Source organism: Bacillus silvicola, assembly GCF_050524305.1.
GTDB classification, from domain to species: domain Bacteria; phylum Bacillota; class Bacilli; order Bacillales; family Bacillaceae_G; genus Bacillus_A; species Bacillus_A cereus_AT.
On record NZ_JBNGVC010000013.1, the window covers coordinates 42,701 to 65,118 of the forward strand.

Consider the following 22,418-nt stretch of genomic DNA (forward strand, 5'->3'; position numbering starts at 1 on the left):
TTCACTTACATAACGAACGTTAGTTTGCTACCATAATTGTATTATAGGACACGAAAAAAGACAAACTGAGTTGTTTGTCTTTTTCTATACTTTTACTTAATTATATCAACCTTTTGAAAAATTCGTTTGCACCTCTTTAATCGGCCAATATCGTAAATCAACTTTACCGACAACTGTATCAGCTTTTACAAATCCAAAGTGCCTACTATCCCAGCTCCCGAGGCGATTATCACCTACTACAAAAATATATCCAGGTGGTACCGACTTTTCTTTCGTTAACTCTTCTAGTTTAAAATCACCTGTTAGTTGTCGTCCATTTATCTCTTTCTTATACTTCTCTAAATAAGGTTCATCTACGAATTGTCCATTTATATATAGTTTATCATGCTTATATTCGATATGATCCCCAGGTAAACCGATAATTCGTTTTACATAGTCCTCTTTTTTATTCGCATGAAACACAACAACATCAAATCGATTCAAGTCCCCTACTTGATAACTCACCTTATTTACAACGAGCATATTGCCATCTTGCAATGTCGGCATCATTGACTTCCCCTCTACAACGTACGTTGAAAAGAAAAACGTTCGAAAAAATACAGCTAATAGTACACCAATTAAAATTGTTCTTATCCACTCTAGCCCTTCTTTTTTCAAAGTTTTCTTCATTCGCTTCTCCCCTCGCCCTTTAATAATGAAGCTTTTCTTTATAAAGAAGACTTTTCCTAATGTAGTTCTAACTTTACTTCAATTTTTTTACCTACATACCATAAAATAAAAATACCAATTGCTACAATAACGGATTTTACCGGTTTATGAATAAACGACATTAAATCATGACCGATATACGTTAAAATAAAAATCATAACAAGCTTTCCGAATGCTAACGCTAGTCCAAATTGTTTTACGCTAATGCGAGACAAACCAGCTACAACGTTTATAAGCGCAGATGGTGTGAACGGAAAACAGAATATGACAAAGATTGGCGCAAACCCTTTTCTTTCAATCCATCCCATCGCCTTTCGCACTCTCTCATGTTTATTTACAAAAGAAAAGAAACGCGTTCTTCCAAAGCTACGAATGATGAAAAATACAAGCATTGCACCAATTACTGATCCAAGCCACGAATAAAGAAAACCGAACCAAAAACCAAATGCAACAGCATTCGCCAGTACAAACACAATGAGAGGCAATGCTGGAATAAGCGCCTCTATCATCGGTAAACCAATACCAAGAAGCGGCCCGAACGCTTTATAACTTTCAACAATGTGATCCATATTTTCTGGTGAAAAATATTCTTTGATTGTCTGAAAATCCATTCTACACATTACCCCTTTACTCTAATTACTACCTCTACTGTATCATCGCTTATATGAAAGAGGAAATGGTAGATATGACATATGGAGATGTAATTATTAAGTTTCCATATCTTCCGCTAGAATTCCTTCATTATTATGCTATGATAATCTTTCAATATTCGACAGAACATGAGAATAATTTAGACACCACGCACAGGTTATAACTTAACGGTTACATATTATGAAAAAGAAGGAACTACAGAAGTATCAATCCGTATTTCCATACAGGTAGAAATGAGTAGTGACAAATAATTGTTATACCTTCAAACAATCCTCTTTTTCTAATGACTAGTTCTTACAAGAAACTTTTTTAGTAAGCGTATACTATCAATCACGATAAGTATTAATAAATATAAGAAAGATAGTATTAATACTGTACTCGGAATAGGTAGCATTCGAAATTTGTATAAAAACTTATCAATCGTATATATATCTTGCTCATCAGTTATCGTACTAGGAGTGAATATAAGATAATCTTTCCAATTATCTATCCAAGTTAAACTAACTGCGGAAAATTGCATTATCCCTAAGCACAAGTAAATAAAAATTGGTATAAGAATCATATATTGCAAACTATGTAATATCTTTCTTTTCTTCTTACATTCAATAATTTGAAAGACAATAAGTGTCAGTACGTACACAATCGATAGCAGAAATACTATGGTGACAACTGGCTGAATTGAAAAAGCAAATAGCAATTTATCAACTTCACTAATTTGACTATATTCTGTTGCATTTTGAGGCGTAAAAATAAAATGTTGTTTATCAGCACCTATCATTAACTGACTACCAACGAAACCAGTAAACATAAAGGTAAGAAATAATATAGGCAAAACAAGAATATATTGCGCCCAAAATAACATAGTCCTTTTCAACATACCATCTCCTTTTTATATAATAAGGTAAGAAATATCCTGTATGCCGCAAATGTAAAATGATGTATATTAACATCGCGATAAGTATATGTGGTAAAATTACCCTTATATTGTAATTTTACACTTCCTTAAGCTATTAAAGAACAAAAAATCCGCAAATTTTTCTCGTTTTATTTATGAATCTTACAGCGTAACGGTATATATAATGAAATCAAAAAAGGATGAGTCTCCTCACCCTTTTCCTCTCACACTTCACCTTCCCTTACAAAATACACTTTCTCATAGGCTGGCGTTAATTTAGATTCTTCACTTTTATCAATCTCTTTAAAACAAGGATTTCCTTGTTTTTTCTTACGGTCTTCATACTCTGTCCGTAATTTCGCTGTACGATTTTGCTGATTTTCAAAGCTACTTTTGGATATTTCTAATTTCACAGCGAAACCATTTATAAATCTAATAATAAGATTTCCATCTTTTAATTCTTTATTATTTTCAATATGAAAATGAGACAACCACGCACACTCTTTTCGAGAATAAGAATACGTAGGGAAAAAATAAAGTTGATCTGTCGGGCTAATTGCGATAGGAGCTTTATGTGTAATACTAGTTAACTCCTTCGTTCCTTCTTTTCTTCCAAAAAAACTTGAACCATGTTTCCGGCAACTTCTCTCTATAATATCGAGAGGTTTTTGAAATACGAAAAAAGAATCTTCCATTTCAACAATTCGCGTAACCACTTTCTTTTCTCCTAGAACAACAGGAAGTAAGGCCATCGTATTTTTACTTACAACATAATTTTCGACATAACGTTCTACTTTACTTTCCATATTCTACTATCTCCTTTTTTCTATTTATAGTAGCAGCTGCATGTATAATTTTAGCACCTACGAAAAGGAAATGCTTTACAAATCCCCCTTTTTTACAATAATTTATCATTTATCAAACATTTATCAAATTTAAAAATAACTATATAATAATGAATTGATTAAAACCTGTACAAAAAATATTTATAATCTCTTCCTCTTTTCACATCATTACAATAATTAACTTTGCTATAATTAAAATATAAATCCAATATATGGGGGGCCATTATGGAAGAAAAAGAGATCCAACCAACAATTCATATAAAAAATAACAGCATTGTGATTGTGAAAAACTCAGCTAGTATTATATTCGCTTTATTTTTCATTCTACTGTTCTTTGCAAAGCCTTTTCGTAAATCAAAATGCCCAAAATGCAAGAAACGCAAAAAGAAAAAAATTGGAAAAGAAGAGTAAAAGGCCCTCCTTTTTTGGAAAGCCTTTTACTCTTTTTCATTACCTCTACAAACATCGAGTATTACTTCATTTATATACTTTTCCATCATATATATTCCCACCTTCTCCCCCAATATAATCATTATGTTCGTATATTTCAACAACAAAAAAAGGATGGCATGAGCCATCCTTTTTTCCATCATCAACTATAAAATTATAGTTTGATTACGTTTTTAGCTTGAGGTCCACGGTTGCCTTCTTCGATTTCGAAGCTAACTTTTTGACCTTCTTCTAGAGATTTGAAACCTTCAGTTTCGATTGCAGAGAAATGTACGAATACATCGTTTTCGCCTGGAACTTCGATGAAACCGAAGCCTTTTTCGTTGTTAAACCATTTTACTTGTCCTGTTACTGCCATGATTATTTCCTCCTAAGAAAATACAAATTATTTTAGTCTTCCTGTATAAAAAAAGAATCCACACATTATCAAATACGAAACATAAACTAGTTCTCACATACTTTTTCTCGTTCGTTTTCGGCACTTGATAATATATGGATTGCTTAATTTAACTATTCAACTGACATCATCATAGCACATTAAAATAAAATGTACAATCTTTTTCGAAAATAGAATTTCTAATTTTTAGTATTTCTTATAAAATATAACCACACCGATTTTAATAAAGGAGGATTACATGGCAGAAATAATCCCCGAAAAAACATTAAAGAGAATTGAAAAAGAGATTGAAAATAACAACCTCGGAAAAGCAAGAGATAGATTACACGGATTAATCGCTACTTATCCGAATGAGTTAGAACTTAGAAAAAAACTCGGTGATATTTACTTTACATTACAATACCCCGAAATGGCTGGACGATATTGGTATCTCGAAAAAGAGAAAACAGATATTATGCACGCTGCATGTCGACAATTTGAAAAATCGATGGGAAACGACCCTTATCATATTGTACGTGCTTTAAAATTCAAAGGAGATCATGACATTATTACAGGACTACACACCGAACATCCTTTACAGCCATTGCAGAAGAAAGTTATAGAAGAACTCATTGATGATTATGAAGAAACATGGAAAGACAAACTATTTACATGGGGATGTCTAGCATTATTCGCATGCCTTCTTTTCACTGCTATCGTTGGCATATTCACTATATTAAATTGGATATTTTAAATAGAAGTAGGTGCCTATTATAGGCACCTACTTCTATCTCTATTTCGTAAACTGTTCTTCTTCCGTAGATCCTTTTAGAGCAGTCGTTGATGAAGTACCGCCTGTAATAACTTGTGCTACTTCATCAAAGTAACCTGTTCCTACTTCGCGTTGATGGCGCGTTGCAGAGTAACCATCTTTTTCTGCTGCGAACTCTGCTTGTTGTAATTCAGAGTACGCTGCCATGCCGCGCTCTTTATAACCACGCGCTAATTCAAACATGCCGTAATTTAATGAATGGAATCCAGCAAGCGTTACGAACTGGAATTTATAACCGTATGATTCAATTTCTTTTTGGAAGCTTGCAATCGTTTTTTCATCTAACTTTTGTTTCCAGTTAAATGAAGGGGAGCAGTTGTAAGCCAGTAGCTTCCCTGGATATTTTTTATGAATTGCGTCCGCAAAACGTTTTGCATCTTCTAAATTTGGCTCCGACGTTTCACACCAAACGAGATCTGCATACGGCGCATACGCTAAACCACGTGCAATTGCTTGATCAAGACCTGCTTTCGTACGATAAAACCCTTCTGGTGTTCTTTCACCTGTAATAAACTCTTGATCAACTGGATCGATATCGCTCGTAATTAAATCTGCCGCATCTGCATCTGTTCTTGCGACGATAATTGTTGGTACACCCATGACATCCGCAGCAAGACGTGCCGAAATTAAATTACGCACCGCTGTTTGCGTCGGTAATAATACTTTTCCGCCTAAATGCCCGCATTTTTTCTCTGAAGATAATTGGTCTTCAAAGTGCACGCCAGATGCCCCCGCTTCAATCATTCCTTTCATTAGTTCAAATACATTTAATTGTCCACCAAATCCAGCTTCAGCATCCGCCACAATTGGGACGAAATAATCCGTATCACCGCTACCCTCCATATGCTGAATTTGATCAGCACGTTGAAGTGTTTGGTTAATTCGTTTTACAACAGCCGGTACACTGTTCGCTGGATATAAGCTTTGATCAGGATACATATGTCCAGAAAGATTCGCATCTGCCGCTACTTGCCAACCGCTTAAATAAATAGCTTTTAATCCAGCCTTCACTTGTTGCATCGCTTGGTTTCCTGTTAATGCCCCAAGTGCATTAATATAATCTTCTGTATGAAGTGATTTCCAAAGCTTCTCCGCACCGCAGCGCGCTAACGTATGTTCAATATCAATTGATCCGCGCAGACGAATTACATCTTCCGCTGAATATGGACGTGTGATTCCTTTCCAGCGTGTATCTAACTCCCAGCTTTCTTGCAATGTATCAATTCTTTCGTTTTTCATATGTTCCATCCCCTTTTCTTGTTTCTTATAAAATTTCATAACCCGGTAATGTTAAAAACGGCATGAACTCGTTATTGCGAACAAGGCTTGTAAACAGTTTTGTAGCTTCTTCAAATCTCCCTTTCTTAAATGCTTCCTTACCAATCTCTCTTTCTATTTTTGCTAGTTCTTCTTCTTTCAATTCTTCCATCAATTTAAAAGTGATATCACGGCCATCACTTAGCTTTCCACCCTCATGACGAATCCACTGCCATACTTGTGCTCTTGATATTTCTGCTGTTGCTGCATCTTCCATTAAGTTATAAATTGGAGCTGCTCCCCGCCCACTTAACCAAGATGCAATATATTGAATACCGACGTTAATATTCGTGCGAAGACCACTTTCTGTAATCGTTCCCATCGGTACTTCTAATAAATCCTTTTCTGTTACACGTATTTCTTCACGCTTTCTAAAAATTTGATTTGGCGTTTTCATTATGTGATTAAATACTTCCATTGCAACCGGTACAAGTCCCGGGTGGGCAACCCAAGTCCCGTCATGTCCATCTAAAGCTTCGCGCTCCTTATCAGCACGCACTTTCTCAAAAGCCGCCTCATTTGCTTCTGGATCATTCTTAATTGGGATTTGCGCTGCCATCCCTCCGATTGCTGGCGCATTACGGCGATGACACGTTTGAATAACTTTCAAAGAATACGCGCGCATAAACGGCGCTGTCATCGTGACTTGCGCTCTATCTGGAAGTAAAAATTCATTATGATTTCGGAAACTCTTTAAGAAACTAAATATATAATCCCATCGCCCGCAGTTTAAACCAGCAGAATGATCTCTTAGTTCATACAAAATTTCATCCATTTCAAATGAAGCGTGAATCGTTTCTATTAACACAGTCGCTTTAATCGTTCCGTTCGGAATACCGATATATTTTTGAGCGAATATGAAAACGTCATTCCATAATCTTGCCTCTAAGTAACTTTCCATTTTCGGTAAGTAAAAGTATGGGCCACTTCCTTTTGCTAAAAGCGTCTTCGCATTATGGAAAAAGTACAATCCAAAATCCACCAAACTGCCAGACATGTTCTTGCCGTCAACTTGCATATGCTTTTCTTCTAAATGCCACCCTCTCGGACGCACAATTAAGACAGCCGTATTACTATTTAAACGATATTCTTTTCCGTTCTCATTTTTATGTGAGATCGTTCCCCTAGTAGCGTCTCGTAAGTTAATTTGGCCTTCAACAGCATTTCTCCAAGTTGGTGCATTCGAATCTTCAAAGTCTGCCATAAAAAGATGTGCTCCTGAATTTAAAGCGTTAATGACCATCTTTCTATCTACTGGTCCAGTAATCTCCACACGACGATCCTCTAAATCTTTCGGAAGCTCAGCGATTGTCCAATCACCTTCACGTATATGCTTTGTTTCTTCTAAAAACGTAGGAAACTCCCCTGCATCAATTCTTTTTTGTTTCTCCACACGCTTTTGTAAAAGTTCCGCGCGACGTTCATTGAAATTTCCATGTAGTTCCTTTAAAAAGCTAAGCGCCTCAGGTGTCAATATTTCGTTGTACGCTGGTAACATTTCTCCGGGCAGTGTAACCCGTGAAGTTTGCGTCGACATATTAGCATCCCCTTCTTAAACTGTTTTATAACAGATTTGATTTTATGTTTTATATTATATAACAAATCTTCAGAAAAGGAAGTTTTTTTTGAAAATTTAACAGATTTTTTCCAAAGATATATTTATTTCAAGCAAAAAAAAAGAGCTGGTGTTGTATAACACCAGCTCTTTTTATAAATTATTGTTGCTCATCATTTAAAATTGCTCTATGTAAGAATGTTGCATATTGTTCACGCTTTACACTCATAGACGGACCAAATTTATTTTCGCCTATTCCATTTGTAATATTATTTGTTTGTATTGCGCTAATCGCATTTTTTGCCCATGAATCTGCTGGAACATCATTAAAAGTATGAGGTCCCTTTGCTTCTAATTCAAAAGCATTCGTAAGAACCTGTGCCATTTCCGCACGTGTTAGCGTATCCTTCGGTCTAAAGTTCCCAGTTCCATCACCTTTTAAGATACCTACTTCTGTTAATACTAAAATTTCTTCTATGAACATTGTTGAATTTTCATTAATATCTTTGTATGGATTCTCAAGTACGTCGCCTTCCTCAAACACTTCGCTAAAATCAATCGTACGATAAATTAAAGCCGCTACTTGCTCACGTGTTACATTATCGCCAAAACCAAACTTCCCATCTCCATAACCATTAATGATTCCCCAGCCTGCTAGAGTGTTAATAGCTTCAGAAGACCAATGACCTTTTGGTACATCTTTAAATACAACAGAATTTGCTTGTTGTTGTTGCTTCACAACTACTTCAGCATTTACTTTAGTACCTTCTGCACTTAATACAACTCCACCCATAATTGTTAAAGCCGTTGCTATTTTTAAAAACTTTTTCTTCACCGCATTTTCCCCCTAAAAACATACTTTTTTTCTACTATAAAGAATTAATAAAAAAGTATCAATATACTTATTTATATAAATTTTGTCTAATTTGTGAACGGTTTTTCACATACTTTCCTTTACACTTCGTTGATAATAAAGTTACTAAATAATATCTTTTTCTTATTAATTGTCACTTTAACACACCTGTTTTTTTCATTTTTGGTAAATTCATGTTTTGTATTAAAATGAATAAATATACATGAATTACATAAAAAAAAGCGCAAAACTTTTGCACTTTTTTTTAAATAACATATTACTATAATTAAAATATTTTCACCTTACTATTAAACAACTTTTGAATTTCCGCTTAATACTTCTCATCTTTCAAATGAAAATTAATAATAGCCTTATATAAAAATGCTGCATATTGCTCACGTGTTACAAATTTATTTGGTTCAAATTTTCCATTCCCTGTTCCTATTATGACATTATTAGATTGCAATGCACTAATTGCATTTTTTGCCCAATAATTATTTGGTACATCTGTAAATGTATGTTTCTTCTTCACTTCAAATGAAAATGCCCGTGTAAGGACTTGTGCTACTTCTGCACGTGTTATCGTTTCCCTCGGTCTGAAATTCCCCTTCTCATCACCTTTAAAAATACCATGTTCTGTTAATGCTAAAATTTCCTTTGGAAACATTGTTGATCTTTCAGAAATATCTTTATACGGATTGTGTAATGGCCCTTCATGTTTTATATTAAGTGCGCGATACAGTACTGCCGCCACTTGTTCTCGCGTTACATTATCGCCAACACCAAATTTCCCATTTCCATAACCTAGCATAACTTTATTATATGCAACGTCTATAATATATTCATATGCCCAATAGTCTACTGGAACATCATCAAATACAATCATTTCTGGATACTCTTCTGCTTTTATATTAGGAACATTTGCATTTAATAATAAACCACCCATAATAGTCGCTACCGTCATTATACGCAACATTCTTTTCTTCATTGCCCTCTCTCCTTCATTTCCATTTCATTAAAATGGAAAATAATAGACTACATTCTTTTTCCATATTACATATGCTGTATTTGCAAATCTCATGTAATACATTCATTTTTAACATCTATTATTTTGAAGATTACTACTAAAGGGAAGCAACTCCGTCCTCATTTCAATTGGTATATCGAATCATAGACAAATTATTATGACGTACACTCTGTAAATCCTTCTTCAGTTTCAAAGGATTTACAATGTTGTACATTAACATATTCTATAAGATTTTCATTAAATCCTTTGCTTATAAAAACTTCATTTTTCAGACAAAAAAAGTGCAAATATTGTCCATTTGCACTAAAAAACATTCCACCTATTAACATTAATGACGTAGCTACTTTTAATCCCGGTAAATATTATGCTTCTGAGTACACTTTCACTCTTTCATCCCTCGGCTTCCAGAAAGTAAATGCCATTCCTACAAATATAAGGATAATCCCCACTACTTGCATACTAGTCGGTCTAAATCCGGTAAAGACTGTATCTAATAGTATTGCAACCGCAGGATCTAAAAACACTAATACCGAAATTAATCTCGTCGATAAATTTCTTAAACTGTCAAAAAATAAGTAATATACAAATCCCGTATGTATAAGTCCTGTCGCTGTGATCATCATCCAGTTCATCTCTGTTAATCCTTGAAACTTCCCGAAGTCTACGAATGGTAGCAATAAAAATATACCTAAAAACGTTTGTAAAAATGTCATCGCATATGCACTCGTATGCTTAATTCCTTTTCCGAGCAACGTTGTAAATGCATAAAATAAAGCTGCAAGAAGCGCCCACACCATTCCAGATGACATTAATTTCTCAAGCGACACATTGCCATCTACTCCAGCTATTAAAACTGTGCCGATGAAACATATGACAATGGACAGCACCGCAAATGCTGTTAATCTCTCTTTAAATACAATACTACCAATCATTAATACGATGATCGGCGCAAGATGATACACAGAAATCGCAATTGTAATCGACATGACTTCAAACGCTTTAAATAAAAATACCCAGTTAAAAACGAGAAATACACCACAAGCTAATATTTGTATAGTCTCTTTTTTGTTCCATTTCTCACTTTTGTATTGCCCTGTTACTAACCAACATAATGCTAAAAATAAAGTCGCACAAATACAACGAACAAATACTAATTCAAAAGACGGTAAACCAGTTTGCACAGAAAAGAATCCAATCGATCCAAAAATAGACATCGAAAGAATCATTTTTATAGCTGGCATTGATTTTGAATGAAACAAAATATTAACCTCCTAAATATTTCACTGAATATTCTATATATTATACAAAATTCGAATACTCCACAATAAAAAGAAGCAGTATCCTACTGCTTCTTCTGTTTTTCATATTGTTCAAACGTATGAATTCTTTCGAAAATTGGTGGATGTGTGTATAAGAAAAACTTCACTAACGCAGGCGGGTTTACTTGGCTTAAACTTGTTTTTGATAAATATTGAAAAGTTCTCACACCTGATTTCCCATCTTTCGTCATATCTAAAGCATATTGATCTGCCGCACGTTCTTCTATACGTGAAACATAGTTTGTTGCTGGTTGTGATGCAAAAGATAGTAAAGAGGAAATTAAGAAAAACAAAGGTAAAATTGAGAAACATGCCACTTTTGAAATTTGCAGCGTATCTCCCCATTTTCGAATACACATATTTAAAATACGACTAATTAAATACATACCTACAAACGATAACAAGACATAACTAGCAACGCCCCAATATATATGTTTCATAACATAATGTCCCATTTCATGGGCCATTATAAATAAAATCTCTTTATCTTTTAATTGCTTAAGCGTTGTATCCCACATTACAATACGCGAGTTAAGACCAATTCCTGTTACATATGCATTTAACGAATTCGTTTTTTTCGACATATTTACTTCATATACGTGTTTAGCAGGAATGTCAGCTTTGTCTGCCATCGCTAAAATTTTCGTTTCTAACTCTTTATTTTTCAGCGTCGAGAAATCGTTATAAAGTGGATCAATAATAACAGGTTGCACAAACGTTAAAAAAATCGTAAACGGAACAGAGAGTGCCCATCCTGCTAGCCACCATCTCTTCGGGAATTTACGGATGAGCCATAATAAAACCGTAACAATGAGGAACATAGTCGCATAATTCACCCAAAAATCGATGACGTGATCTTTAATCCAGCTTTGTGTACTTTGCGTTGAAATACCGTAATTAACGGATACTTTACGGCCGATCCATTGCATCGGTAATGCTAGTACCGTTGTAAGTAATGATAAATAAAAGAAATAAATCGCAACTTGTAAGACACTTATTTTAGTCGTTTCCTTCGACCATTTCTCAAACTTTTTTGAAATACCGAGCACAAGTACAAATAATAAAATAATCCATTCAAGAGGCGTCGCTAAAAAGTACAGTAAATTTTTCATACGCGAATAATCTTGGCTTAACATAAGCTCTTTCGCATTCATAAAAGTTTCTGGATCTGCACTCGTTCCTTTATACATGTCCGGAATGAGTTCATGATTCCATCCAAATAAATACCAATATATAAATAACGCAAACCCAACGTACAAAAAAAGCGACCACCCAATAACTTTCTTCACGTTATTCCCTCCTCTATGCTGCCTGTCTATTATTATTGTAAGTTCGTACTTTCAAAATTAGAACAAGCTAATCGTGAGAATTGTTCTAACTCGTTCAATCTACATAAAAAAACTCTTCTATTACAAGAAGAGTTTCACCTATTTTCTTCGGCTCATAATCTAGTATAAGACATGTACTTACAAACAAGCCGCTTTTACATATCATACTATTCCTTACGGGAGCACATCTATTAACAAATTAAAATCTTGCAAAGAAAAAGAACTATATTTCATAATACCTTGTACAGTTAAAAGTAAAATAAGACCAATCACACACATATAATTAATACTTTCTTCATGCTTTTTCTCAGCAACTACTCCGCCCGTTATGCATAAAATCCCTAATAAATGGAGCGCTAAATACATAAAAAAGTAAGCTTCCTCCCAGCGAAGAACAACATTTACTGTCGTAATCAATACTAAACTCAGTACAATCAAATAAAAAAACTTATTTGACGATATTGTTTCATTCATATAATTTTATACATCCCTTTCAAATTTCGAATTAATGATGTTTCATAGCTATAAAGTAAATGATTGTTTTCATGCCATAAAACAAAAGGAAAGCCCCCATTACTTTCTCGAATACTTTATGAACCCACGCATACTTCTCTTCATTTTTTCTGAAGATACGCTTCATCATTGCTTCTACAATAAGACCAAATATTATTAAAATCCCTAATACAATAAGAAGAGAAATAATATTTTCTTTTAAATGAGTACTAGAAAATAAGTAATACTCTGGAAACACAATCGTATCTACTACAGGTTGTAACCAATGACAAACGCTTTTATCACACATATCTGTAAGAAACGTAGACTCTATAATGTCCTTCAATATTTTTTCAAACGTTTTCTTCATCTTACTTATCCCCCACTACGTCTGCAAAACTCTTTTCCTGCTCTACATATATAGCTGGCATTTCTTTATTCCAATATTTGCGATTAACAAATAAAAAGATGAGTACTAAGTTTAATCCCGTTATAAAAATAATAAGTCCTGGAAAGAACGTCGTATAATTTGAGAAATCTGCAAAACTCATTATCTCTTCTTTATTTATTAGAAAAGAAGCGCCGATTACAAACGCATTGTTTAACATATGAATGGCAATTGGCATGAGTAAGCTTTTCGTACGAATATATACAATTGATAGTACGATGCTAAACACAACTGCACCGAGGAAATCAACATGTAAGCACGCAAATAAAAGTGCTACAACGACCACCGCTATACTAGTACCCCATTTCGCTGCAAAACGCTGTAGTAAAAAGCCTCGAAAAACAAACTCTCCGACAATAGGCGCGATAAATACAACCATAATAACTTGATATACATATCCCCCGGTACTATCTATAATCGGTTCATGCAAGGCATTCATAATAAAATCTGGTGTAATCCATGCAAAGCTATACATATACAAAATAAGATAGCCGTAACTAAAAATACATAGCATAATTGCGATATACAAAACTTGCACTAGATTAAATGTTTCGTTTCTATTAATAAATAATGAAAATGAAACACAATGCTTTCTATATCTGTAAAACAGCCATATTATTGGAAGGATATAAAATATAAGAATATTTATTAAAGATGAATTCTGTATATGAAATGTATTTTCTAGCACTTCATTACTACTTCGTGCTACTAAAATTAATAATGCAAATACAATTAAAAAATATCTAGCTCGCATCGTTTGAAACGGATTCACATTCATCTCCTCCCTATGTTACTTTTATCATATCATTTGAATCTTAATTTTTTGTGAAAGAAAACCTTAAAATTCCCTTAAAAATTCCATAAGTTACAAAAAGATGATATGATATTCGAGGAAATTAGGAGGGATTCATATATATGTATCACGCAAATATTTTACTTGTTGATGATGAAACAGCAATTTTACAATTACTAACTACCATTCTTAAAAAAGAAGGTTTTTCTCATATTACAACTGCAACATCTGCGGAACTGGCCTTATCTCTCATTGAACAAAACAATTACGATTTAATCATTTTAGATGTGATGCTTCCTGGACAGTCCGGTTTTGACATTTGTCCGATCATTCGCCAAAAGACAGATTGTCCGATCTTCTTTCTAACAGCGAAAACTTCTGATTTAGATAAAGTATCTGGATTTTCATACGGTGCGGATGATTATATTACGAAGCCATTTAATCCACTTGAAGTAGTCGCTCGTATGAAAGCACAACTTCGAAGACATATGAAGCAAAGCGTACAAGAACAAAATACGCACTCCATTTCATTTGGGAGATTTGAAATTGATCAACATTCTGCGGAACTAACAGTAGATGGAAACGTTGTCGAATGTTCCGCTCAGCTCTTTCAATTACTACTCTTCTTTTGTGAGAATCCGAACTACGTATTTTCGAAGGAAGAATTATATGAAAAAGTTTGGGGAGCTCCTGCCTATAATGGAGATGATAATACTGTTATGGTTCACATTCGAAAACTACGTGAAAAAATTGAACAAGATCCAAGTAAACCAGAATACATAAAAACAGTTCGTGGACTTGGCTATAAGTTCATTACAAAGTAGGTTACAGATATGAATTTTAATAAGCGACTTATAATCCAGTTTATTTTACAACACGTTTTTGTCTTAGTTACGTTACTTATCGCAGTAGTTGCTTCTTTTTCTTATTTAATTTTTCTTCTTAATAGTACTTTATATGAACCTAATATTTCTGATTATGATACCTTTACAATCTCCGAATATATTTCTTCTGAAGACAATAACATTACTTTAAAATCTGAGGTAAAAGATTTAATAACAGAAAAGAGTGATTGGCTTCAAATTGTAGATGAAGATGGAAAGGTCCTTTACAACTTTAATACGCCTAACGATGTTCCTACCTCTTACACAAAGACATCCTTACTTACGTATTTACAGAATAGCAACAACAGTATTTATAAATTTAACTATTGGGAAATTAAATTAGAAAAGAAACCAGTGATCGTTATTTACGGTGCCAAACTAAAAAGTAATGCTTTACTAAAAACGATACAACAAGGGCATCCTTCTTTATCATTAAATGAATTTGCACTAACTGAACAAGAAAAACAATTACTTTCTAAAGAAAAAGCAACACTGCAAATATTTAATAACAATAGCGAAGAAGTTTTTTCCTATCCAACTGGGAAGAAAAAAACATTTTCGGCTATAAAAACGGCTCTTAATGAAAAAGAACCGTGGAATTATAAAGAAAATATATCTAGTTTTTACGATTCAAATAGCGGTCATCTCATCGTTGTATCCGCCCCAAACGCTCATTATTATCCAGATGATGAATTAGATGATGTATTTACTAAGAAACTTCTAATCGGATGCAGCTTAATCCTCCTTATTGTGTTTGTTTATTTAGTCATTCTTTCAATTTGGTATGGAAATAAGTTTGGAAAGCCTTTATTACACACGATGCGCTGGCTTAAAAACATAGCCGGAGGAAAATATGAAGAACCTGTTAGTAAAAAAGGCAAGCCTGTTCGGTTCCGGCGCTCCGGTAAAGAAAAATGGTCGTTCCGTATATTTAAAGATGTTACAAACTCACTAGAGCACCTTTCTATTACTTTGAAAAAGAACGATGCAATGAGAAAAGTACTGCAACAAACACGCGAAGAGTGGATTACCGGCCTAACGCATGATTTAAAAACACCGCTTAGCTCTATATACGGCTATGCATTATTACTAGAATCTAAGCAATATAATTGGACTGATCAAGACATTCAACAATTTGGCCATGTAATGAAAGAAAAATCTCAATATATGACTACATTAATTGACGACTTAAGCTTAACATATCAATTAAAAAATAATACTCTTCCTGCGCAACACGTAAATGTTGAAATTAATCAGTTCGTCCAAAAAGTACTATTACAATTTATTAATAACCCGACACTACAAAATCAAAACATTGAATTTGTGCCAAGTTCAAGCAAAATCCAATATTTTATTGAAGAAAAATGGTTCCAGCGTATTATCGAAAACTTATTAGCAAACGCTGTTAAACATAATAATGAAACGACAAACGTAATCGTAAAACTTTCGCAAAATGCTAACTTCTTTACACTTTCTATTTCAGATAACGGAAAAGGAATGGATGATAAAACGAAAGAGCTTCTATTCGAAAGATATTACAGAGGAACAAATACAGAAGAAAGCAACATCGGAACTGGACTTGGCCTCGCCATTACAAAACAGCTCGTTCATGCCCATAACGGAACGATCTCCATTGATAGTGAACTTGGAAAAGGAACGACGATTATAATTGTGTTTCCGTTTAGTTCATAGGAAAGACGCTGTAGGGCGTCTTTTTTTTGAGGGATTTTTTCGGTGAATGAAATTATGAAGTGGTTTTTCTTATTAGTTCTACGGTACATGAAATTACATCGGCGCAACTCAAATTATATCAGCGATTTTCAAGATATATCGATTTACCGACAAAAATCGTCAAATGTGGCAACCTATATGATAAAAAAGCGAACCACTGAGTGGTTCACTTTTCCTCTTATTATTTCTTCTTCACTGGTATCCAAAGCTCAACTTGAGCAAACTCACTTTTATCTGCATGGGAACGCTCATCGTATAGCTCAAATTCTGTAACTCCGCAATGTTCATATCCTGAGTGCGGGAACCATTCTGAGAATACTGCATTCCACGTTTGATGAATAGACGATACCATTTCTTCATGAGGAACTTTCGGCGTTGTAAATACTGCATATGTCGCAGCTGGGAATGTACGCTTTGCAACTGCATTTGGTACATTTTCAAAGTCTGTAACTTCCATTCCGATAATATAAGTGAAGTCCCCTGTTTCTAAATTAAAATCAGTACATAATCCAAGTTCTACCCATTGGCTCGTATCTTTACGATTCGGAATCGTCGTTCCAAGATCTTTTTGTAAATATTCTTGCCAAAATGCTGGAATGTCTTGATGGTTTTTTCCTTCTTTACTTGTCGTCTTCAACTCATAACCCGCCATTAAAAATTCTGGTTTATTTACAATACGATATTCCATTTGTATGCCCCCTAAATATGGATTTAATTTTCTTTGTTTTACATTCACTCTATAATACATTGGTGTTTCAATTTCTTGTTTTCGATATTCACTTGGTGTCATTTGAAATAATTTTTTAAAGGCTCTCGTGAACGTTTCGTGAGATTGAAAGCCATGCTCAAATGCGATATCAATAACTTTTTCATCCGTATGAGAAAGTTGATAAGCTGCCTGGGCTAACCTCCTCTTTCGAACATACTCCATTACTGTATCGCCTACTAACGCCTGGAATACACGATGAAAATGCGACTCAGAAAAACCTGCAACACGTGCTAAATTACGCAGCGTTTGTTTTTCCATTACATCTTCCTCAATATAATCAATGGACCTTTGAATTTGTGTTTCATAGCTTTCCATCTCTGTTCACCCGCCTTATATGTATTATGATAAAAGAGAATCCTATCCAATTCTTGACGTTTTTTACTATAATTCCATAAAAATTGTAACTTTTTTATATGTATTTCGTTGTTATGTATGAAGGGAGGGAAATGTAGTGAAACGCAAACAATCATTAGAAGAAATTTACTCAGAGCATATGCAAGATTTATTTCGCTATCTTCTCTCCCTAACCGGAGATTCCCACTATGCGGAAGATCTCATGCAAGAAACGTTTTACCGAATGCTCGTCCATATTGATTATTATAAAGGAGAAGAAATTAGGCCGTGGTTATTTACAATTGCCTACAACGCCTTTATCGATTGGTACCGAAAAGAAAAGAAGTATAAAACAACGCAAATTGAAGAATTCCATTTACCAAACGTGCCAAGTACAGAACACTCTTATTTCGTAAAACATGAGATTGCTAGTTGGTTAGACAGTTTATCTTCTCTTCCGCTCCAAAGACGAAATATCCTGCTACTACGAGATTACTACGGATTCTCGTATAAGGAAATAGCAGAAATGACTGGTCTCTCGTTAGCAAAAGTAAAAATTGAATTACACCGAGGACGAAAAGAAACGAAAAGCATAAAGGAGTGATACAGATGGGGTGTGCAGAGTTTAAAAAACTGTGGGAAAAATACGAAAAAGGAACACTCACACGTGATGAACAAGAAGAATTAGAAAGCCATATAGAGACTTGTGAGGAATGTGAAGTATATTTGGATGAATTGCTTACGAAGAGTGAGCCGATCAAGAAAAGACTACCACCACAAAATCTTAATGTCCCATTTTGGAAAATAAAGTGGAAACAACGTTGGCAAACCGTTAGTTTTGTTCTTGCTGTTTGTATAGCAATCTATTTTGTCGGTCATTTTTCATCTTCTTTTTACTTCTATAATATGAAAAAGTTAGTCGAAGTAGATGAAATTCCAGCACTCGCACTAGAAGCAACAATGCCAAATAGTCGTTCCGCTGGAGGCAGCACAAAGATTAAACCCTTTTTCCGTACAGAAAATGAAATCGATTTATATAAAACGGTCGGCAAAAAAGAAATTCCAATCGGCACAGTAACAACGCGTAGTTTCTTGTCGTCTGTAACTGTCTCAAATCCATCCTGGGAAAACAGATCTTATTCAAACAAACTTTCCTTTGTTCATCCAAAAATCAAGCAAGGTGATTATTTGAAAGAACCATCTAAAAAAGTGTGGGATACACTTGCAAAAGTACATGAGGGAACTGTTGCAGAAGTAGCGATATCCTTTGACAGAGCTTATACTTTACAAGAAATAGAATCAATTCTATATAGCGTATTTGAAGCACAAGAAATGCCGCCAACCCCTGTATGGTACGCTTTAGACACAGGACAAGAAAGAATAAATGAAGAAGATTTTATCTTGCATGGCAGAGAGGTTATCGGATTTCGAGAGCATATAAATCTCCCTAATAATGAAGCAAAACGACCAAAGACAAAAGAAGATGAAGTAATAGAAATGATGCGTATTCTTTCTGAACATAAAGAAACTGTAAGTAAAACTACTCGAACTCATGAAAAAGAGCTGAACCTAGATAAGCGCTATCAGTATGTAAAAGATAACGGCGTAAAAGTATATGGCATTGTCATTACCGGTCCGTCGAAAGAGTTATTAAAACTACAAAACTCCCCGCACGTACGTTATGCGACTCTTGGAGATATTGAGATTTGGAATTGGTTTGATAATTAATAAAAAGAAGTAACGCATTAGAAATGATGCGCTACTTCTTTTTTAACTCGCAATCACTTTCACATACATCCCTCTCACCGCTTTTTCATAAGCGATATCACTCATCTGTCTTATATTTTCTGACACAACAGACGATTGAATAACCTCACCTGCACGAAGTAATAGAGGATCAATAAGACGTACTTTATTTTTCTGATGTAAATCATAATCATCTCTATCTTCTTCTACTTTTACATTCGGATGAACTTTGCTTAATACAGCACGTACTTCTGTATCTTTACATAGCTGCAATTTCACTATAAGCTCATCATCTTCGAGAAGAAAATCATCTGCATGAATAACCTTTTTATGCAAGGCTAATTTTAACGTTTTAGCTAGCATTTCATTTCCGTAAATATTCATTGGTTTCATAAAGAAATCAATTACTTCTTTGTAATACGTCTTCGTAAACCATTCTGCAATTTCAATATTTTGAAGAACCATTTTTCCATTAACTTCGACTAAATCATCTAAAAAATCTTGAGCCTCTTCTAAAGAAATATATCCATATGTATACATATCTCTCAATGTATAATCCACTCGGTCTGCACATAATTCTGGCGCAGATCTTTCAAGTAATGTCCACTTCGAATCATCTAACAAAATATCTTCATAGTTATAACCATATTTTGAAAGAATCGCCGGGATTTCCGAGTTTTTCACGACAGAACTAAATATTTCTTCATGATAACTTTCATTTTCGTTATCAAAAACATAATCAATCACATGAGAAAAAGCAGTATGCGATACGTCATGTAGTAAACCAGCAATTTGTTCTTCTACTGAACCACCAAGCTTTTTAATTAACAACATAGCACCAACTGAATGATCAAAGCGTGTTACATTCCACTTCTCATTTATTAAGTAGCTTGCGCCGTTTTGATGAATACCTTTTAGTCTTTGCACAAGTTTACTTAAAATTAATTCTTCTAACACTTTATCTACTTTAAACTCACCGTATATGACATCTGATATGATCACTTAAAATCCCCCTTTTCAAGCAGAGTCTTCTTATAGTATCTCTTTTTTCAGAGAGTAAATAAAGAACTTCACTCGAATATTTTGTACCTTTAAATTAAAAAATAGAGAGCACTCAGCTCTCTATTTCACAATCCTATTCAAATGTAACTTCAACCTGCACAATCTCAGATCTACTTCCCAGTCTAAGCGGTGGTCCCCAAAATCCGAATCCAGAAGAAACAATGGCGTGGAATGCACCTTTTTGTGCGTATCCCCAGTCTAATTCGTACATTCTTCTCGTCACAATATGATTTGGCGCCATTTGTCCGCGGTGCGTGTGACCGGATAATAATAAGTCTACCCCTGCATCTGCTGCTTGTTTTAATTCGAATGGTTGGTGATCCATTGCGATAACAGGAAGCGATTTATCTACCGTACTCATTAGATTTTCAAAGCTTTGACGATCACGCTCTGTTTTATCCCTTCTTCCGACGAGATAAAAATCATCTTCAATTGTAATGACTTCATCTAAAAGAATACGAATATCAATTTTATCCATCTCTTGTAAAAACTCAGGAACAGCTCGGCCGTAATATTCATGGTTTCCTAACACACCATATACGCCTAATGGAGCTTTCATCTGTTTCATGATTGGTCCCATATTTTTCTGAATGAACACACCTGGATGATCATCGATAATATCACCAGGCAGTAAAATAATATCGGGCTCCATTTCATTTATATGACGGACAAGTCTCTTTAAATGCGAAACACCAGACAATTTACCGAAATGCATATCAGAAGCCATCGCAATGCGTAAACTTTTACGCCCCTCTACCTTTTTCGGTATGTGCACTTCGTATTTTCTTACTACCGGGCTATACGCATTAAATACTCCATACGCAAAGATAAAGATAAATGCAGCTATCACAGCCGCCCCTGTCCAAATAATTGCTGTTTCTTTCTCCACCCCAAATTGTAAAAGGAAAACTGTAATATCAGCAAGTGGCAACAACATAAGCGCATATTGTATGACCGCAAACCAAATCGAACCAATCGTTCGCAGAAATGGCAGAAACTTAAACACTTGCACGAGAATATACGCATATGAAATAAATCCGACTACGAAAGCGTAGTATCCCCAAGATTGCCAGCCGAATACCGCATGAAGCCAAACCCATCCGTTCCAGCCTATGTAAAACATAAGTAGTGTGTATACAAGTAACATAGTAAATATATTGAAATAACGAAGATTCTTCACAGCCAGCCTCCTTATTGATTTCTTCTATTATAACTCGTTATGCACTTATAACGTAAATATTAAGCACTTCGCTCATCATAGTAAAAACCTCTAGTTGTTAGACTTGTATCTAACAACTAGAGGTGCAATTTATATCAACATTGTTTTTACAGATTTTCTTTATAAAAACTTCCTTAATATTAATAAGAAAGAAGAGCCTATATTCGCTCTTCCTTCATACACACATGTAACAAATGAATCTTTCTGACCACTAACTTTTCTGGTGATATATTAATAACCTCTAAAAGCAAACTGAATATACATGTAAGTACCAACACCATAAATAACAAAAGCAATTATAGTAATCCACCAATTTTCACTATTTTTTTGTACATACTTCGAGAATGCCCAAATAAGAAATAAAATAATTAATTGAATTGCAGTCACTTTTGAGACAGCGATTATAGTAGTTTCCGTAACAAATATTACCCATGTCCCGAACAACATACGGATACAAAAAATAAATGCCGCAATACGTGTTTCAATATATTGTTCCTTTATATTCATAAAGAATGTATCCTGAAACATAACAGTTAATATTAATACAACTTCTAAAGCCAAGATAGAAGCAAATTCTAAAATTTCTATAAGCATTTTTAGTCTCCCTTCATTAACGTCTTCCCACTGCATTCGAAATCTTCATAAATTTCGCTGTCGTTGAATTTTCAAATGCTTTTTCCCTTTGTTTTTTCGTCCTTTTTGAGTTATTCTTTTTCAAGCATTATACCCGACCATAAGGTTTGTTTTAGATTTTTAATGTGCGTTTCTATTTTCCCTAGAATAAT

The 22,418-nt window shown here is 34.4% G+C and carries 24 protein-coding genes; 6 read left to right on the top strand and 18 right to left on the bottom strand.

Translation table 11 applies throughout. The features are described 5' to 3' along the window. Positions 1-105: 105 nt before the first annotated feature. The 4 genes from lepB to ACP6L7_RS22325 form a co-directional block, all read right to left on the bottom strand. Positions 106-669 carry a signal peptidase I gene (lepB, locus tag ACP6L7_RS22310; RefSeq protein ID WP_097829994.1) on the bottom strand — a complete coding sequence of 188 codons (564 nt, stop codon included), beginning with the start codon at positions 667-669 and terminating at the stop codon, positions 106-108. A 56-nt stretch (positions 670-725) separates the two neighbouring features. After that, the gene (locus ACP6L7_RS22315) at positions 726-1,319 is read right to left on the bottom strand and encodes a TVP38/TMEM64 family protein (protein ID WP_097829993.1); all 594 of its coding nucleotides are present in this window, start codon (positions 1,317-1,319) and stop codon (positions 726-728) included. A gap of 320 nt (positions 1,320-1,639) precedes the next feature. Then, positions 1,640-2,236, bottom strand: coding sequence for a DUF4306 domain-containing protein (locus tag ACP6L7_RS22320; protein WP_097829991.1), 597 nt, complete (start codon positions 2,234-2,236; stop codon positions 1,640-1,642). A 242-nt stretch (positions 2,237-2,478) separates the two neighbouring features. Beyond that, on the bottom strand, positions 2,479-3,060 hold the full coding sequence (locus ACP6L7_RS22325; RefSeq protein ID WP_097829990.1) for a competence protein ComK: 582 nt from the start codon (positions 3,058-3,060) through the stop codon (positions 2,479-2,481). A 264-nt stretch (positions 3,061-3,324) separates the two neighbouring features. On the opposite strand from ACP6L7_RS22325, the gene ACP6L7_RS22330 reads away from it, so the two are divergent. Continuing rightward, a complete protein-coding gene (locus ACP6L7_RS22330; RefSeq protein WP_430529445.1) occupies positions 3,325-3,510 on the top strand; it encodes a hypothetical protein in 186 nt (61 codons plus the stop codon). Positions 3,511-3,703: 193 nt separating this feature from the next. On the opposite strand, the gene cspA is transcribed toward ACP6L7_RS22330, so the two are convergent. Next, a complete protein-coding gene (gene cspA / locus ACP6L7_RS22335; RefSeq protein WP_000301522.1) occupies positions 3,704-3,907 on the bottom strand; it encodes an RNA chaperone/antiterminator CspA in 204 nt (67 codons plus the stop codon). A gap of 277 nt (positions 3,908-4,184) precedes the next feature. On the opposite strand from cspA, the gene ACP6L7_RS22340 reads away from it, so the two are divergent. Next, positions 4,185-4,679: a DUF6584 family protein gene (locus ACP6L7_RS22340; RefSeq protein WP_097829988.1), complete on the top strand. Its 495-nt coding sequence runs from the start codon at positions 4,185-4,187 to the stop codon at positions 4,677-4,679. Positions 4,680-4,718: 39 nt separating this feature from the next. On the opposite strand, the gene aceA is transcribed toward ACP6L7_RS22340, so the two are convergent. The 9 genes from aceA to ACP6L7_RS22385 form a co-directional block, all read right to left on the bottom strand. Next, positions 4,719-5,996 carry an isocitrate lyase gene (gene aceA, locus ACP6L7_RS22345; RefSeq protein ID WP_430529446.1) on the bottom strand — a complete coding sequence of 426 codons (1,278 nt, stop codon included), beginning with the start codon at positions 5,994-5,996 and terminating at the stop codon, positions 4,719-4,721. 25 nt (positions 5,997-6,021) lie between these two features. Beyond that, positions 6,022-7,611, bottom strand: a complete 1,590-nt coding sequence (gene aceB, locus ACP6L7_RS22350) for a malate synthase A (RefSeq protein WP_097829986.1) — start codon at positions 7,609-7,611, stop codon at positions 6,022-6,024. A 178-nt stretch (positions 7,612-7,789) separates the two neighbouring features. Continuing rightward, complete coding sequence (locus ACP6L7_RS22355; protein WP_097829985.1) at positions 7,790-8,464, bottom strand: S-layer homology domain-containing protein; 675 nt, start codon at positions 8,462-8,464, stop codon at positions 7,790-7,792. A 349-nt stretch (positions 8,465-8,813) separates the two neighbouring features. Further along, entirely contained in the window at positions 8,814-9,470 is a 657-nt protein-coding gene (locus ACP6L7_RS22360; protein WP_002149918.1) for an S-layer homology domain-containing protein, read from the bottom strand. Positions 9,471-9,871: 401 nt separating this feature from the next. Further along, positions 9,872-10,768: a DMT family transporter gene (locus tag ACP6L7_RS22365; RefSeq protein WP_097829984.1), complete on the bottom strand. Its 897-nt coding sequence runs from the start codon at positions 10,766-10,768 to the stop codon at positions 9,872-9,874. An 83-nt stretch (positions 10,769-10,851) separates the two neighbouring features. Next, on the bottom strand, positions 10,852-12,117 hold the full coding sequence (locus ACP6L7_RS22370; protein WP_097829983.1) for a M48 family metallopeptidase: 1,266 nt from the start codon (positions 12,115-12,117) through the stop codon (positions 10,852-10,854). A gap of 213 nt (positions 12,118-12,330) precedes the next feature. Next, positions 12,331-12,630 (bottom strand): hypothetical protein, encoded by a 300-nt coding sequence (locus ACP6L7_RS22375; protein ID WP_097829982.1) that lies wholly within the window; start codon positions 12,628-12,630, stop codon positions 12,331-12,333. A 31-nt stretch (positions 12,631-12,661) separates the two neighbouring features. Further along, positions 12,662-13,018 carry a hypothetical protein gene (locus tag ACP6L7_RS22380; protein ID WP_141533308.1) on the bottom strand — a complete coding sequence of 119 codons (357 nt, stop codon included), beginning with the start codon at positions 13,016-13,018 and terminating at the stop codon, positions 12,662-12,664. A gap of 1 nt (position 13,019) precedes the next feature. Next, positions 13,020-13,874 carry a CPBP family intramembrane glutamic endopeptidase gene (locus ACP6L7_RS22385; RefSeq protein ID WP_097829981.1) on the bottom strand — a complete coding sequence of 285 codons (855 nt, stop codon included), beginning with the start codon at positions 13,872-13,874 and terminating at the stop codon, positions 13,020-13,022. A gap of 137 nt (positions 13,875-14,011) precedes the next feature. Here ACP6L7_RS22385 and ACP6L7_RS22390 point away from each other — a divergent pair, with 137 nt between their 5' ends. Then, positions 14,012-14,713, top strand: coding sequence for a response regulator transcription factor (locus tag ACP6L7_RS22390; protein WP_097829980.1), 702 nt, complete (start codon positions 14,012-14,014; stop codon positions 14,711-14,713). A gap of 9 nt (positions 14,714-14,722) precedes the next feature. Continuing rightward, a complete protein-coding gene (locus ACP6L7_RS22395; protein WP_097829979.1) occupies positions 14,723-16,465 on the top strand; it encodes an ATP-binding response regulator in 1,743 nt (580 codons plus the stop codon). A 220-nt stretch (positions 16,466-16,685) separates the two neighbouring features. On the opposite strand, the gene ACP6L7_RS22400 is transcribed toward ACP6L7_RS22395, so the two are convergent. Continuing rightward, complete coding sequence (locus tag ACP6L7_RS22400) at positions 16,686-17,588, bottom strand: AraC family transcriptional regulator (RefSeq protein WP_097829978.1); 903 nt, start codon at positions 17,586-17,588, stop codon at positions 16,686-16,688. A gap of 136 nt (positions 17,589-17,724) precedes the next feature. Here ACP6L7_RS22400 and ACP6L7_RS22405 point away from each other — a divergent pair, with 136 nt between their 5' ends. Both ACP6L7_RS22405 and ACP6L7_RS22410 read left to right on the top strand, forming a co-directional pair. Then, positions 17,725-18,210: an RNA polymerase sigma factor gene (locus ACP6L7_RS22405; RefSeq protein ID WP_097829977.1), complete on the top strand. Its 486-nt coding sequence runs from the start codon at positions 17,725-17,727 to the stop codon at positions 18,208-18,210. Positions 18,211-18,215: 5 nt separating this feature from the next. Further along, entirely contained in the window at positions 18,216-19,334 is a 1,119-nt protein-coding gene (locus tag ACP6L7_RS22410) for an anti-sigma factor (RefSeq protein WP_097829976.1), read from the top strand. A gap of 42 nt (positions 19,335-19,376) precedes the next feature. Here the strand turns inward: ACP6L7_RS22410 and ACP6L7_RS22415 are convergent, their stop codons facing one another. The 3 genes from ACP6L7_RS22415 to ACP6L7_RS22425 all read right to left on the bottom strand — a co-directional run bounded on the left by ACP6L7_RS22415 (position 19,377) and on the right by ACP6L7_RS22425 (position 22,227). Beyond that, positions 19,377-20,354 carry an HD domain-containing protein gene (locus ACP6L7_RS22415; protein WP_097829975.1) on the bottom strand — a complete coding sequence of 326 codons (978 nt, stop codon included), beginning with the start codon at positions 20,352-20,354 and terminating at the stop codon, positions 19,377-19,379. A 133-nt stretch (positions 20,355-20,487) separates the two neighbouring features. Continuing rightward, the gene (locus tag ACP6L7_RS22420) at positions 20,488-21,594 is read right to left on the bottom strand and encodes a metallophosphoesterase (RefSeq protein WP_097829974.1); all 1,107 of its coding nucleotides are present in this window, start codon (positions 21,592-21,594) and stop codon (positions 20,488-20,490) included. 270 nt (positions 21,595-21,864) lie between these two features. Continuing rightward, positions 21,865-22,227, bottom strand: coding sequence for a hypothetical protein (locus ACP6L7_RS22425; RefSeq protein WP_141533307.1), 363 nt, complete (start codon positions 22,225-22,227; stop codon positions 21,865-21,867). Between the last annotated feature and the right edge of the window lie 191 nt (positions 22,228-22,418).

Bases quoted from the DNA above. Each gene is read 5' to 3' on its own strand.
- aceB (WP_097829986.1), bottom strand. From the start codon at position 7,611: ATGTCGACGCAAACTTCACGGGTTACACTGCCCGGAGAAATGTTACCA.
- ACP6L7_RS22425 (WP_141533307.1), bottom strand. From the start codon at position 22,227: ATGCTTATAGAAATTTTAGAATTTGCTTCTATCTTGGCTTTAGAAGTT.
- ACP6L7_RS22360 (WP_002149918.1), bottom strand. From the start codon at position 9,470: ATGAAGAAAAGAATGTTGCGTATAATGACGGTAGCGACTATTATGGGT.
- ACP6L7_RS22315 (WP_097829993.1), bottom strand. From the start codon at position 1,319: ATGGATTTTCAGACAATCAAAGAATATTTTTCACCAGAAAATATGGAT.
- ACP6L7_RS22385 (WP_097829981.1), bottom strand. From the start codon at position 13,874: ATGAATGTGAATCCGTTTCAAACGATGCGAGCTAGATATTTTTTAATT.
- ACP6L7_RS22395 (WP_097829979.1), top strand. From the start codon at position 14,723: ATGAATTTTAATAAGCGACTTATAATCCAGTTTATTTTACAACACGTT.
- ACP6L7_RS22330 (WP_430529445.1), top strand. From the start codon at position 3,325: ATGGAAGAAAAAGAGATCCAACCAACAATTCATATAAAAAATAACAGC.
- ACP6L7_RS22380 (WP_141533308.1), bottom strand. From the start codon at position 13,018: ATGAAGAAAACGTTTGAAAAAATATTGAAGGACATTATAGAGTCTACG.
- ACP6L7_RS22320 (WP_097829991.1), bottom strand. From the start codon at position 2,236: ATGTTGAAAAGGACTATGTTATTTTGGGCGCAATATATTCTTGTTTTG.
- aceA (WP_430529446.1), bottom strand. From the start codon at position 5,996: ATGAAAAACGAAAGAATTGATACATTGCAAGAAAGCTGGGAGTTAGAT.
- lepB (WP_097829994.1), bottom strand. From the start codon at position 669: ATGAAGAAAACTTTGAAAAAAGAAGGGCTAGAGTGGATAAGAACAATT.
- cspA (WP_000301522.1), bottom strand. From the start codon at position 3,907: ATGGCAGTAACAGGACAAGTAAAATGGTTTAACAACGAAAAAGGCTTC.
- ACP6L7_RS22325 (WP_097829990.1), bottom strand. From the start codon at position 3,060: ATGGAAAGTAAAGTAGAACGTTATGTCGAAAATTATGTTGTAAGTAAA.
- ACP6L7_RS22375 (WP_097829982.1), bottom strand. From the start codon at position 12,630: ATGAATGAAACAATATCGTCAAATAAGTTTTTTTATTTGATTGTACTG.
- ACP6L7_RS22390 (WP_097829980.1), top strand. From the start codon at position 14,012: ATGTATCACGCAAATATTTTACTTGTTGATGATGAAACAGCAATTTTA.
- ACP6L7_RS22400 (WP_097829978.1), bottom strand. From the start codon at position 17,588: ATGGAAAGCTATGAAACACAAATTCAAAGGTCCATTGATTATATTGAG.
- ACP6L7_RS22340 (WP_097829988.1), top strand. From the start codon at position 4,185: ATGGCAGAAATAATCCCCGAAAAAACATTAAAGAGAATTGAAAAAGAG.
- ACP6L7_RS22410 (WP_097829976.1), top strand. From the start codon at position 18,216: ATGGGGTGTGCAGAGTTTAAAAAACTGTGGGAAAAATACGAAAAAGGA.